Below are 12862 nucleotides of genomic sequence, written 5' to 3' on the forward strand. Positions count from 1 at the left end.
TTTTATGAGCTGCTTTTTTCGTTAAGAGCTGACTTGCTTTGATTCAGATTGTGTTAATGTCACTTGTTTTGTTTCTTCTGTTCCATTACGAACGAGTGTGATGCTGACGGTATCTCCTACTTTTGCATTCGTGTAAAGCTCGTGACGTAATTCACTGCCGGTTGTCACTTTTTTGCCATTGATGGCGGTGATGACATCCTCTGCCTTTAATCCAGCTTTTGCAGCAGGTGAGCCAGCAGCGATTTCTTTTACGTACACGCCTTTATCGAGCTGACTGCTTGTCAGTCCAAGCGTTTCCTTCTGATAAGCATCTGGTACTTGTTCGAGATCCAGCATGCTGATACCGATATAAGGTCGTTCGATTTTTCCTTTTGTGAGAAGCTGCTCTGCAATTGGTTTGACATCATTGATTGGGAGTGCAAACCCGATACCTTCCACACCTGTTTCAGAAATTTTCATACTGGTGATCCCCACAACCTTTCCGTCTGTTGTTAAAAGCGGCCCGCCGCTGTTGCCGGGGTTAATGGCGGCATCTGTTTGAATGACATTAATACTGCTTTCGCCAGCTGATGTATCCATAGAAACTGTTCGATCGACACCGCTGACAATTCCTTGTGTCACTGTTCTTGATAAATCTTCCCCAAGCGGGTTTCCGATTGCGATGACGGTTTCTCCCGCACGAAGGGATGAGGAGTCTCCAAGTTCAGCGACTTTTGTAACGCCGTTGCTACTAATTTCCACGACAGCAAGATCAGTCAGCGGGTCAGAACCGACCACTTTTCCTTCCACCGTCTTACCATTATGCAAGGAGACTGTTAATTTATTTGCTCCTTCAATCACATGGTTGTTTGTTAATACATAGGCTTTACTGCCGGATTTTTTGAAAATAACCCCTGATCCGGTACCGCTTTCTTGCTCTTGACTGCTACTGTTTTGATTTTGCTGTGATCCATCAAAAGGTGTGTTCATATCACCAAAATCTGTGGTTGTTTGACTTTGTGTTTGATAGTTTGTAATGCCGACGATGGCTGGTGATACGTTTTCGACCATACTGGAAATACTGCTGGTCGAATTCGATGTTTGTGACGCTGTTGTTTTTGACGAATTTGTACTTGTATCATTTGTCGATACAGCGGCTGTTTTCGTTGACGAATCAGTTGAATTATTTTCTGAATGCTGAGCATATGGAGTCAGAACGTAAACACCTAACGCTAACGTACCGCCTACAATCCCGCTGATAAATGGCTTCAGCCAGCCACTTGGCTTCTTCTGCTGTTTTTTCGGCTGTTCAATTGTTTGTAATTCATAGGAAGTGTGTTTTTCATCTTTGTGATGTGTCATCAAGATCACTCTCTTTCATCGATTTTTACATGTATGTGTTTAAGGTGATTGACCGTATGTGGTGGATACTGACTTTATCGTAAGAAAAAAGTGTGGGATAAAAATGAAAACATTGTGGGAAATTGTTAAAATAAGTAGTGAATCTAAGCAAAATAGAGGAGATTAAACTGTGGAGACAATTGGAATCATTGGATATGGAAGCATGGCAGATATGATGGTGCAAAAATGGCTGGACAAAGGAGTACTTCATGCCAGTCAGTTTATGATCCATACAAGAAGTGAAACGGAGCGGCTGCAACAGCTGAAAGAGAAGAACCAGCATGTAAACATTTGCTCTTTAGATGACATCTCTGCATCATGTGATGTCGTGTTTGTTTGTGTACCACCGCTTGCTGTACTTGATGTCTTAGATCAGCTGAGCCCCGCAAAGAAATCTCTCCATATCGTATCAGTGGCAGCGGCTGTCACGTTAGACAAATTAATGCAACATACGAATCAGCCGGTGTCTAGATACATTCCCACTTTGACATCAGCCGTAGGGACGGGTGTATCCCTTGTGGCGCATGGTGAAACCGCTGGGCAGGAGGCGCAAGAACGGCTCCACCGCCTGCTTTCAGCTTTTAGTATCGTCAGGGAAGTGGAAGAGGACCGCTTTGATGCGGCGAGTAATTTGACAAGCTCTTCTCCGGGCTTTATTGCAGCAATCTTTGAAGAAATGGCGAGAGCCGCTGTTCGGAATAGTGAGCTTTCTTTAGAAGAAGCCTATGAATTTTTAACATATGCGCTGCTCGGTACAGGACAAGTTCTTGTTGAACACGGACTGACATTTGCTGAAACGGTGAACAGGGTCGCAACAAAAGGCGGGATTACAGGAGAAGGCGCTGCAGTCATCCAGCAGCAGGCACCGCAAATGTTCGATGACTTGTTTACACAAACGATGAAAAAATATGCGCAACTAAAATCGCAAATCGATGAAGCAGACAAACACCACTAAAGACATAGCTAGTGGTGTTTTTTCTGTAAATTAAATCCTTTATCATCAATGCTTTTGACCTGTATTACCTGAGTCTAATTTCCTTATTTTCAGACATTGTATTGAAAAATCAATCAAGTTCTCATATAATTTTTTAGAAAATTTAGAAAAATATACACAAATTTTAAGTTTAATTAAAGGGGGATGGGGATGAAGCTCTATGTATCAGTCGATATGGAGGGAATTACTGGTCTAGCTGATCATACATTTGTTGATAGCCGCCAGCACAATTATGAGCGCGGGAGAAAAATCATGACAGGTGAAGTGAACGCCTGTGTAGAAGCTCTTCTTACACATGGGGCGACCGATATTTTAGTGAATGATAGCCATTCTAAAATGAATAATCTGTTGATTGAAGATTTGCATGAGGAAGCATCTCTCATATCAGGTGATGTAAAGCCTTATTCAATGGTCCAAGGATTAGATCAAACGTATGATGCCGCTGTTTTTTTAGGCTATCATGCAAGGGCATCAATGAAAGGTGTGATGTCTCACAGTATGATTTTTGGTGTCAGACATTTTTACATAAATGATCATCCGATTGGTGAAATGGGCTTTAATGCGTATGTCGCAGGCTATTATGGTGTTCCGGTCATTCTTGTATGCGGAGACGATCAAGCAGCACTTGAAGCTGAAAAGTTAATGCCTGGCGTGAAAACAGTGGCGGTGAAAGAAACCATTTCAAGATCTGCTGTGAAATGCTTAACACCAGCGAAAGTGAGCACCCTCATCTCGCAGCAAGTGGAAGCTGCCATGAAACAAATTCATCAAATGAAGCCGCTCACGCCTCCTGAGCAGCCAGTGCTGAAAATCGAGTTTGCCAATTATGGACAAGCTGAATGGGCGAATTTAATGCCGGGTACGGCCATCATTGAAGGGACAACAACGGTGACGTACCAAGCGGAGAATATATTAGAAGCCTACCAAGCGATGCTTGTCATGACAGAGCTTGCCGCACGTACAACATTTTGTTAAGCGAGGGGGAGACAGCAGATGGCCAGCTTTTTGCTCAAGCGTTTGATTGCGATGATTGCCACGATTTTAACGATTACGACGTTAACGTTTATTTTAATGAAGGTCATCCCAGGATCGCCCTTCAATGAAGAACGAAATACAAACGAAACTGTCCAGCGAAACCTCGAAAGCTACTATCACTTAGACGAACCACTCTATGTTCAATATATGATCTATTTAAAATCCATCGTTACTTTTGATTTTGGTCCTTCCATTAAAAAGCCTTCTGAAAGTGTCAATGATTTATTGGCGAGAGGTTTTCCAGTCTCATTAGAACTTGGTCTTATCTCTATTTTGATTGCTGTCATCTCCGGTATCTTGCTCGGAATCATGGCTGCCCTCCGGCATAATGGCTTGATTGATTATATCGCCATGACGATTGCTGTTTTCGGTATATCCATACCAAACTTTATCTTTGCTACCTTATTAATTCAGCAGCTTGCTGTGAATGTAAAGCTCTTTCCTACAGCGATGTGGACAAGTCCAATGCATATGGTGCTTCCTACCATTGCACTGGCGGTAGGTCCAATGGCGATCATTGCCCGGTTAACGAGATCGAGCATGATTGAAGTGCTGTCGCAGGACTATATTCGAACTGCAAAAGCGAAAGGACTTTCCCCTTATAAAATTGTGTTTAAACATGCCCTGCGGAATGCGCTTTTACCTGTTGTCACGATCCTTGGCACGCTTGTCGCAAGTATTTTAACAGGCAGTTTTGTGATTGAAAAAATATTTGCGATCCCTGGAATGGGAAAATACTTTGTCGAGAGTATTAATAACCGTGACTATCCTGTCATCATGGGAACTACTGTTTTTTACAGCATCATCTTAATTACCCTTCTTTTCATTGTAGATGTGACATATCGTCTGCTTGATCCAAGGATCCAGCTGCATCAGAAAGGAGGAAAGGCATGAGTATACACCTTCAGCATGATCAAATGAATCAAGCGCATGAAGTGCCAGATGAATGGTTTGCTCCTAAAGAACAAAAGACATCTGAAGTCCATGCCATTAAAAGACCCTCACTTTCGTATTGGGCAGATACTTGGCGACGGTTAAAACAAAATAAACTCGCTATGTTTAGTTTATCGGTGCTGATTTTTCTTTTCGTCATGGCTGTATTAGGTCCACTCCTTGCGCCGAATAGTGTGACAGAACAGCGGCTTTCCATGCAAAACTTGCCGCCGTCAGCTGCTCACTGGTTTGGAACAGATGAGCTTGGACGTGATGTGTTTACACGTACTTGGTACGGCGCACGCATTTCATTATTTGTGGGCGTGATGGCCGCTCTCATTGATTTTGCAATCGGTGTCATCTATGGCGGTATTGCAGGCTATAAAGGCGGGAAGTATGACCATGTCATGATGCGGATCGTCGAGGTGCTTTACGGTCTGCCGTATTTACTCGTCGTCATTTTATTGATGGTCCTGATGGGGCCTGGGCTTGTCACTATTATTGTGGCGCTCACTGTCACAGGGTGGATCGGGATGGCAAGAATCGTAAGAGGTCAAGTCCTTCAGCTGAAAAGCCAAGAATATGTCCTTGCCTCGAAAACCTTTGGCGCAAAAAGCTTGCGCATCATCCGCAGAAATTTACTGCCGAATACGATGGGACCGATTATTGTGCAGATGACGCTAACTGTACCGACAGCGATTTTTGCTGAAGCATTCTTAAGTTTTCTCGGTTTAGGGATTCAAGCGCCGTTTGCAAGCTGGGGTGTGATGGCCAATGATGCCTTGCCGACAGTGCTGTCAGATAATGGTCACTGGTGGCGTTTATTCTTTCCGGCATTTTTTATTTCGCTGACGATGTTTTGTTTTAATAATTTAGGTGATGGCTTGCAAGATGCGCTTGATCCAAAGATGAAGAGGTGATGGCGCTATGAGAAAAATGCTTCGGATTATCGATCTGCATGTCAGCTTTCGGACATATGGCGGTTCTGTTCAAGCGGTACGCGGAGTGAATGTGGATGTGTATGAAAAAGAAACCCTCGCCATTGTCGGAGAATCAGGCTGCGGAAAAAGTGTGACGTCTCAAAGTATCATGCGGCTTCTCCCTGCATACAGCGCACAAGTCGATCAAGGGGAAATTTGGTTTCGTGATCGCAACTTGCTGTCATTATCTGAAAAAGACATGCGCAGCATACGTGGTGTCGATATCTCCATGATTTTTCAAGATCCTATGACGGCACTCAACCCGACGCTGACAATTGGAGATCAGCTGATGGAGGCTGCAAAAGTGCATCAGAAGCTGACAAAAAAAGAAGTGAAAGAAGAGGCGCTTCGTATGCTTGATTTGGTGGGGATTCCGCAGCCGAAAGAGAGGCTGAAGCAATATCCGCATCAGTTCAGCGGCGGCATGAGGCAACGGCTCATGATTGCAATGGCTCTTATTTGTGAGCCGAAGGTGCTGATTGCAGATGAACCGACAACTGCACTAGATGTCACCATACAGGCGCAGATTTTAGAACTATTTAAAGAGATTCAGAAAAAAACAGGCGTGACGATTATTTTAATCACACATGACCTAGGGGTCGTAGCACAAGTCGCTGATCGAGTGGCCGTCATGTACGGGGGGAAAATCGTTGAAGTTGGGACAAGGCGAGATATCTTTTACAGTCCGCAGCATCCCTATACAAAAGGGCTACTGCAATCCGTTCCAAGGCTGGATATGAAAGATGAACTCATTCCTATTGAAGGAAGCCCGCCTGATTTATTTGCCCCGCCAAAAGGTTGTCCATATACCGATCGATGCCCGTCTGCGATGAAAGTGTGTGATCATATCATGCCGCATGAAACGCAGCGTTCACCTACACATGCAGTACATTGCTGGCTCCAAGATGAACGAGCGAAGCAAACGGTTTTATCTTCAACACAAAGGGGGAGTTTTTCATGAGAAAAACAGGTTGGATTCTCAGTATTTGCTTTATCGCAGTGATGCTGCTTGCAGGATGTACAGCCAATGAGCAAGCAGGCAAAGGATCTTCAAGCAAGGGCGATGAGAAAGTTTTAACATTAAATAACGAAAACGAACCGACATCATTTGATCCGCCCATTGGTTTTAATAATGTGTCCTGGCAAGGGCTCAATAACTTAATGGAAGGATTAACGAGACTGAATGAGAAGCACGAACCATCTGCTGCCATGGCGGAAAAATGGGACATTTCAAAGGACGGAAAAACGTACACGTTCCATTTAAGGGATGGGATTAAGTGGTCAAATGGTGACCCAGTCAAAGCAAGTGACTTTGAATATGCGTGGAAGCGGCTGCTAGATCCAAAGACGGGCTCTTCTGCGGCATTCTTAGCTTATATGATTGAAGGGGGCGAAGCGTTTAACAGCGGAAAAGGGAAGAAAGAAGATGTAAAAGTCAAGGCTGTTAATGATCAAACGCTAGAGGTCAAGCTAGCATACCCGCAGAAATCTTTCTTAAATATGACCGCAAACCCTGCCTTTTTCCCGGTGAATGAGAAGGTAGCGGAGAAGGACCCGAACTGGGCCAAGGATGCGAAAACCTTTGTCGGTAATGGACCGTTTAAGCTGACAGAGTGGAAGCATGATGAAAGCTTTACAATGGAAAAAAGTGACACGTATTGGGACAAACAAACGGTCAAGCTAGATCAAGTGAAATGGCTCATGATCAGTGATCGAAACACAGATTACCAAATGTATCAATCAGGAGATTTAGATACGGCCTTCGTTCCGGCAGAACAAAGTGAGGACCTGTTAAAAAGCAAAGATGTGCAAATTGAAGATCAAGCAGGGCTGTTTTTTTATCGTCTAAATGTCAACATGGAGCCTTTTCAAAATAAGAACATTCGCAAAGCCTTTCAAATGGCGATCAATCCTCAGGATATTGTAGAGTATGTAACGAAAAATGAAGAGAAGCCAGCACGTGCCTTCGTTTCACCAGGAATTTTAGATTCAAAGGGTGAAGATTTCAGAGAAGCTGGCGGCGACCTTGTCAAACATGATACGAGTGAAGCCGTAAAACTATTAGAAAAAGGGTTGAAAGAAGAGAACTATTCAAAGCTGCCGCCCGTCACATTAACATATAGTACAAAGCCTGAAAATAAGAAAAAAGCAGAAGCCATTCAGCAGCAATTAAAAGAAGCGCTAGGGGTAGATGTGAAGCTTGCCAACATGGAAGCAAATGTGTTTGCAGAAGATCAAAAGGCACTCAAATTCCAATTCTCGCAAAGTTCATTTCTAGCTGACTATGCAGACCCAATCAATTTCTTAGAGAGCTTCCAAACAGGAAATGCGATGAACCGGACAGGTTGGTCAAATGATACGTATGATCAGCTGATCAAAAAGGCGAGTCAAGAAGCAGATGAACAAAAGAGAAATCGTATGCTGCATGATGCCGAGGCACTTCTGATGGAAGAAGCACCGATCATTCCCATTCATTTTTATAACCAAGTCTATTTACAAAAAGAAGGCGTAAAGGGCATTGTCCGCCATCCTGTTGGTTACATTGATTTGAAATGGGCACAGGTAGATGGAGAGTAAATGAAAAAATGAGAGAACGGGACGCTTTGAAAAAAGCGTCTGTTCCTTTATTTGTTCATGTTATGAAGAAGATGCCCATAGATTGAAAGAAACGAAGAGAAAGAGGGGATTGGCATGAACCATCTGCCAGTGGCACTTCAAACAGGAGATACAGTGGGAATCATTGCACCAGCAAGCCCGCCTGATGAGCTGAAATTAGCAAGAGGTATTTCTTTTTTAGAAAGCTTAGGGCTAAAGGTGAAAAAGGGGAAGTATATCGACTCCCGGTATGGTTATTTAGCAGGTCATGATCATGAACGAGTGGAAGATATTCATCACATGTTTCAAGATCCAGACGTGAAGGCAGTGATTTGTGCTTGCGGAGGATACGGAACAGGAAGAATTGCAGAAGCCATTGATTATGACCTCATTCGCCGGAACCCCAAAATTTTTTGGGGATACAGTGATATTACGTTTTTACATACAGCGATTCAGCAGCAGACGGGTCTTGTGACCTTTCATGGTCCAATGCTCTCCTCGGATGTGGGACTTGAGGAGGTTCATCCGTATACAAAGGATACCTTTTTACAGCTATTCACTCCGAAAGCCATTTCGTATACGAACCACCTGTCACCTCTTCACACTTTTTATCATGGCACGGCTTCAGGCGAAATCACCGGAGGAAATCTTGCCCTTATTGTCACGACACTTGGTACACCTTTTGAAATTGATACAAAGGGGAAGCTTTTATTGATAGAAGATATTGACGAAGAACCATATAAAATCGATCGAATGATGCAGCACCTAGCCTCTGCAGGAAAATTACGTGATGCGGCTGGATTTATCATTGGTGATTTTCATCAATGTGAGCCGAAAAAGAAAGAGCAGTCGTTAACGCTCGATCAGTTATGGGATACGTATATTGTTCCGCAACAGAAACCTGCACTTGGTGGTTTTCGGATCGGTCATTCATCTCCAAACTTCGCCATTCCAATCGGCGTGCACGCAACATTAGATGCTACAGGGAAAAAACTTCATATTTCCCCAGGTGTTGCAGCGAAAGAGGCGATCAAATGAAAATCGTAGATGTTCGCACATGCAGAACGAATGTACCGCTAAAGAAGCCTTTCAAAACAGCATTAAGAACGGTGTATGACGCCGCATCTCTTATTGTGATCATCACCTATGATCAAGGGGATGTCAGCTATGGAGAGGCAGTGCCGACATCGGTCATTACAGGTGAAACACTGGAAAGCATCGACTATGCTATTTGCGCTGTGATGAGGCCGATCTTGATTGGGGCCTCATTGTCACAATATGAACAAATCTTTTCAGCGATCGACCGTGTACTTGTAGGAAACACGAGTGCAAAGGCTGCAATAGATATGGCGATTTACGATGGTTTAGCGAAGCAGGCTGGCCTGCCGCTTTATCAATATCTTGGTGGTTATCGTGATCAGCTGGAAACGGATTATACGGTCAGTGTCAACCGTCCGCTAGAAATGGCAGAGGATGCGAAGCAATATGCAGCTGAAGGCTTTCGTACCTTAAAGATCAAAGTGGGAAAAGATGATATAGAGACGGATATTCAGCGGATCAAACGGATTCGAGAAAAAGTCGGGCCGGATATTCAAATCAGGCTTGACGCCAACCAAGGCTGGACATGGAAGGAAGCGGTTGTGGCCATTCGAAAAATGGAGGCATTCGATATTGAACTAGTCGAGCAGCCAGTGCCTAAAGAAGACATCGAGGGTCTGCGCCGGGTGACGGAAGCAACAGACACATTGATTATGGCAGATGAAAGTATTTTTAGCCTCCATGATGCCATCAAGGTGTTAGAAACGAGAAGCTGTGATCTCATCAACTTAAAATTAATGAAAACAGGCGGTATCAAAAAAGCGCTGAAAATCAATAGTTTAGCAGAAGCATACGGCGTCAAGTGCATGGTTGGCAGTATGATCGAATCAAAACTAGGGATTACCGCAGCCGCTCATCTTGCTGCAAGCCAGCCGAATATTACCCGTTATGATTTTGATGCGCCGCTTATGCTCAAAGAGGACTTAATAGACGGAGGAATTATCTATCAAGGAAAAGATATTCTCTTTCCGCCGCATCATGGGTTAGGCATTCAAAGAGTGAAAGGGGTCTTATGATGTTATATGAATCAAAGGTTCCAGTCGCAAATATATGGACAGCACCGCAGTCGCCGAGAGAAATAGATCGACACGTTCTTCAAAGTTCCGTCCAGATCAAAGAATGGATTGATGAGCAAACATATGAACAGAAATTGGCCTTATGTGAAGAAAACCTTATTCAAACCCAAGTACTGCTTGGCGAACGAGTCATTGGGCTGGAGGAAACAGATGGCTGGATGAAAGTTGTCATCCCGCAGCAGGCAAGCCGGAAACACCCGCAAGGCTATCCAGGTTATATACCTGTAGAGCAATTAAATGAAGTATCAGAGAGTGAACCACCTGCTAGTCCCTTGATTGTTTGTCAGAAAAAAGCGGTTTTATATCAAAACGGAACACCGGATATGGAGGTTAGTTTTTTAACAGAACTAGCACCTGTTGAAGAAAGGAGCGATTCCTTTGATGTTCTGACTCCAGTAGGAAGAAGAGAAATCAAAAAAGAAGATGTGCGCCGCGCTTCATCACCTTCTTCTATGAGCGGTAAGGATGCCTTAGCCATAGGAAAACAATTTATTGGACTGTCATATTTGTGGGGCGGCATGAGCAGCTATGGCTACGACTGTTCGGGTTTTGTTTACAGTATGTACAAAGCATGTGGATGTTTATTACCGAGAGACGCAAGTGACCAAGCAGTTCAAGGAACTCCAGTCGCATCAAATCATTTGGCGCCAGGTGATCTCATGTTTTTTGCCAATGACAATGGGAAGGGAGCAGTTCGTCACGTAGGGATGTATGCTGGAGATGGCATGATGCTTCACTCGCCTAAAACGGGCAGACAGATTGAACTTCTTACTCTTGCTGGTACTTCATATGAACAGGAATGGGCAGGAACAAGGCGGTATTTGAAAGCTGAAAGGGGGAGATGTGATGGGAAGTGAACCACTTCTGCAAGTCAACAACTTAAAAAAGCATTTTCATCTATCGAAAGGAAGAACGTTAAAAGCATTAGATGGTGTCACCTTTCAGCTGAAACAAGGCGAAACCTTTGGTCTTGTTGGTGAGTCAGGCTGTGGTAAATCTACACTTGGAAAAGTGCTCATGCGGCTTTATGACCCGACAGAAGGTGAAGCTTTGTATGAAGGGAAAAGTCTCCATCACTTATCGAACCGAGAATCATTTGATTTCAATAGACAAATTCAAATGGTGTTTCAAGATCCGTATTCTTCTTTAAATCCTAGGCTCTCTGTAAAAGATATTATGCTAGAACCGATGGAGATCCACCAATTGTATGGCAGTCAAAAGAAAAGGCTCGCACGTGTGAAGGAACTGCTTGAAGCGGTGGGGCTAAGTCATGATTTTGCTACACGCTATCCTCACGAATTCAGCGGAGGACAAAGGCAAAGAATAGGGATTGCTAGAGCACTCGCCTTATCGCCGAAGTTTATCGTGGCAGATGAGCCGATTTCTGCACTAGATGTATCCGTTCAAGCTCAGGTCGTGAATTTGCTGAAAAAACTGCAAAAAGAAGAAGGATTGACGTTTTTATTTATTGCCCATGATTTATCGATGGTTAAATATATTAGCGATCGAATTGGTGTCATGTACTTAGGACATCTCGTGGAGATGACGAGCAGTGATGCTTTATATAAAACACCGCTTCATCCATATACACAAGCACTGCTGTCTGCTATCCCGATTCCAGATCCTGATGTGGAAGATAAACGCAAGCGGTTTATTTTAAAGGGAGAAATTCCAAGTCCAGTGAATCCGCCAAGCGGCTGCGTATTTCGGACAAGATGTCCTGCTGCAATGGATGTATGTGCGGACAAAAAGCCAGTATTACAAGCAGTCGAAGATGGACATGAAGTGGCCTGTCATTTATATGATAGGAAATAGATAGAGGGAAGAAGACAAGCGTTTAAAAAGCCAGCGAGTAAACAAGCTGGCTTTTTGGCTTTTATGAACGCCTAATAGGTAATGTACAGCATCTAAAAGAGCCGCCGGATTTAATGATTTCTGAAAAATCCACTTCAATGACGGTGTAGCCGCGTGCTATTAATGCAGCATTTGTTTCTTGGTTGATTGGTAAGCTGATGACTTTTTTCTGACCAATGGACAAAACATTTGGTCCAAGTGTGAACTGCTCTTGCTCACTTATTTCAATGAGATCATAATGCTTTTTGAGCATATGAAGATCCTTTTCCGTAAAAGCTTCAGGGTAAATCAAGATCTCATGATGAGAAAGAATATTCATCACACAATCAAGATGCAAAATGTGAGAAGGAAGATGAATAGGAATGATGTCGTGATTCGGCAGTTCTTTTTTGAGCTGCTGGATGGCGGCTAGATTTGTTCTTTTGCTGATCCCCACAAATACACGGGTTTGGTCTATAAGCACATCGCCGCCTTCAATCGTTCCATCATCCAGCGTGATGGTTGTCCATCCTTTTGTCTGTGCCCATTCTTTTAAGGAATGTTCTTCTCCTTGTCTGACAGGGGCTGCCATATTTGAAACAAATAAAGTCTGTCCAATTGTAAATCCAATATCCCGAGTGAAGACTTGTTCAGGGAAACGTTCATTTGCAGGAAGAAGGACAGGCCGGACATGATGGTTTTTCAGCGTTTGGATGAATTGCTTATGCTGCGTGAGGGCTTTGATTTGAGAAATATTTTCTCTTGCAAAATGCTTTTGGGTTTCATTGATGATCTGTTTAATTTCCATATAAATTGGACTGCATAAGAGGACTTCTTGTAAATCATCATATTCACTCATACATTGCGGCGTTTTATACACTTTCTCTGATTTCATAGAATCCATCAAAGGGCCTCCTTGTTTATCGATAGTTATATTA

Annotated in this window: 12 protein-coding genes; 10 read left to right on the forward strand and 2 right to left on the reverse strand. The window is 43.5% G+C overall.

Annotated features, from left to right (window positions below; translation table 11 throughout):
• Window positions 1-21: 21 nt before the first annotated feature.
• Window positions 22-1341 carry a trypsin-like peptidase domain-containing protein gene (locus NST09_RS06315; protein ID WP_265154132.1) on the reverse strand — a complete coding sequence of 440 codons (1320 nt, stop codon included), beginning with the start codon at window positions 1339-1341 and terminating at the stop codon, window positions 22-24.
• A 169-nt stretch (window positions 1342-1510) separates the two neighbouring features.
• Here NST09_RS06315 and proG point away from each other — a divergent pair, with 169 nt between their 5' ends.
• The 10 genes from proG (at window position 1511) to NST09_RS06365 (ending at window position 11906) form a co-directional block, all read left to right on the forward strand.
• Window positions 1511-2335: a pyrroline-5-carboxylate reductase ProG gene (gene proG / locus NST09_RS06320; protein WP_342493450.1), complete on the forward strand. Its 825-nt coding sequence runs from the start codon at window positions 1511-1513 to the stop codon at window positions 2333-2335.
• 189 nt (window positions 2336-2524) lie between these two features.
• On the forward strand, window positions 2525-3349 hold the full coding sequence (locus NST09_RS06325; protein ID WP_048002442.1) for a M55 family metallopeptidase: 825 nt from the start codon (window positions 2525-2527) through the stop codon (window positions 3347-3349).
• An 18-nt stretch (window positions 3350-3367) separates the two neighbouring features.
• On the forward strand, window positions 3368-4303 hold the full coding sequence (locus tag NST09_RS06330; protein WP_008346233.1) for an ABC transporter permease: 936 nt from the start codon (window positions 3368-3370) through the stop codon (window positions 4301-4303).
• Window positions 4300-5262 (forward strand): ABC transporter permease, encoded by a 963-nt coding sequence (locus NST09_RS06335; protein ID WP_008346230.1) that lies wholly within the window; start codon window positions 4300-4302, stop codon window positions 5260-5262. Before NST09_RS06330 ends, NST09_RS06335 begins: the two co-directional genes overlap by 4 nt.
• Before the next feature lie 7 nt (window positions 5263-5269).
• Window positions 5270-6283, forward strand: coding sequence for an ABC transporter ATP-binding protein (locus NST09_RS06340; protein WP_008346229.1), 1014 nt, complete (start codon window positions 5270-5272; stop codon window positions 6281-6283).
• Window positions 6280-7899 (forward strand): peptide ABC transporter substrate-binding protein, encoded by a 1620-nt coding sequence (locus NST09_RS06345; protein ID WP_213406581.1) that lies wholly within the window; start codon window positions 6280-6282, stop codon window positions 7897-7899. The genes NST09_RS06340 and NST09_RS06345 overlap by 4 nt, the downstream gene beginning before the upstream one ends.
• Window positions 7900-8013: 114 nt before the next feature.
• On the forward strand, window positions 8014-8955 hold the full coding sequence (locus NST09_RS06350; protein ID WP_342493451.1) for an LD-carboxypeptidase: 942 nt from the start codon (window positions 8014-8016) through the stop codon (window positions 8953-8955).
• Complete coding sequence (locus NST09_RS06355; RefSeq protein WP_249670255.1) at window positions 8952-10031, forward strand: dipeptide epimerase; 1080 nt, start codon at window positions 8952-8954, stop codon at window positions 10029-10031. The genes NST09_RS06350 and NST09_RS06355 overlap by 4 nt, the downstream gene beginning before the upstream one ends.
• Complete coding sequence (locus NST09_RS06360) at window positions 10031-10948, forward strand: NlpC/P60 family protein (RefSeq protein WP_342493452.1); 918 nt, start codon at window positions 10031-10033, stop codon at window positions 10946-10948. The genes NST09_RS06355 and NST09_RS06360 overlap by 1 nt, the downstream gene beginning before the upstream one ends.
• Complete coding sequence (locus tag NST09_RS06365; RefSeq protein WP_065460234.1) at window positions 10938-11906, forward strand: oligopeptide/dipeptide ABC transporter ATP-binding protein; 969 nt, start codon at window positions 10938-10940, stop codon at window positions 11904-11906. The genes NST09_RS06360 and NST09_RS06365 overlap by 11 nt, the downstream gene beginning before the upstream one ends.
• 61 nt (window positions 11907-11967) lie before the next feature.
• Here NST09_RS06365 and NST09_RS06370 read toward each other — a convergent pair whose 3' ends face one another.
• Entirely contained in the window at window positions 11968-12828 is an 861-nt protein-coding gene (locus NST09_RS06370; RefSeq protein ID WP_342493453.1) for a dimethylarginine dimethylaminohydrolase family protein, read from the reverse strand.
• Window positions 12829-12862 lie beyond the last annotated feature (34 nt).

The organism is Bacillus sp. FSL W7-1346 (assembly GCF_038593335.1).
Lineage (GTDB): Bacteria > Bacillota > Bacilli > Bacillales > Bacillaceae > Bacillus > Bacillus altitudinis.

What these genes read in the sequence shown, in the direction of transcription:
- NST09_RS06335 (WP_008346230.1), top strand. Translation starts at nt 4,300, where the DNA reads ATGAGTATACACCTTCAGCATGATCAAATGAATCAAGCGCATGAAGTG.
- NST09_RS06315 (WP_265154132.1), bottom strand. Translation starts at nt 1,341, where the DNA reads ATGACACATCACAAAGATGAAAAACACACTTCCTATGAATTACAAACA.
- NST09_RS06340 (WP_008346229.1), top strand. Translation starts at nt 5,270, where the DNA reads ATGAGAAAAATGCTTCGGATTATCGATCTGCATGTCAGCTTTCGGACA.
- NST09_RS06350 (WP_342493451.1), top strand. Translation starts at nt 8,014, where the DNA reads ATGAACCATCTGCCAGTGGCACTTCAAACAGGAGATACAGTGGGAATC.
- NST09_RS06330 (WP_008346233.1), top strand. Translation starts at nt 3,368, where the DNA reads ATGGCCAGCTTTTTGCTCAAGCGTTTGATTGCGATGATTGCCACGATT.
- NST09_RS06325 (WP_048002442.1), top strand. Translation starts at nt 2,525, where the DNA reads ATGAAGCTCTATGTATCAGTCGATATGGAGGGAATTACTGGTCTAGCT.
- NST09_RS06360 (WP_342493452.1), top strand. Translation starts at nt 10,031, where the DNA reads ATGTTATATGAATCAAAGGTTCCAGTCGCAAATATATGGACAGCACCG.
- NST09_RS06345 (WP_213406581.1), top strand. Translation starts at nt 6,280, where the DNA reads ATGAGAAAAACAGGTTGGATTCTCAGTATTTGCTTTATCGCAGTGATG.
- NST09_RS06370 (WP_342493453.1), bottom strand. Translation starts at nt 12,828, where the DNA reads ATGGATTCTATGAAATCAGAGAAAGTGTATAAAACGCCGCAATGTATG.
- NST09_RS06355 (WP_249670255.1), top strand. Translation starts at nt 8,952, where the DNA reads ATGAAAATCGTAGATGTTCGCACATGCAGAACGAATGTACCGCTAAAG.
- NST09_RS06365 (WP_065460234.1), top strand. Translation starts at nt 10,938, where the DNA reads ATGGGAAGTGAACCACTTCTGCAAGTCAACAACTTAAAAAAGCATTTT.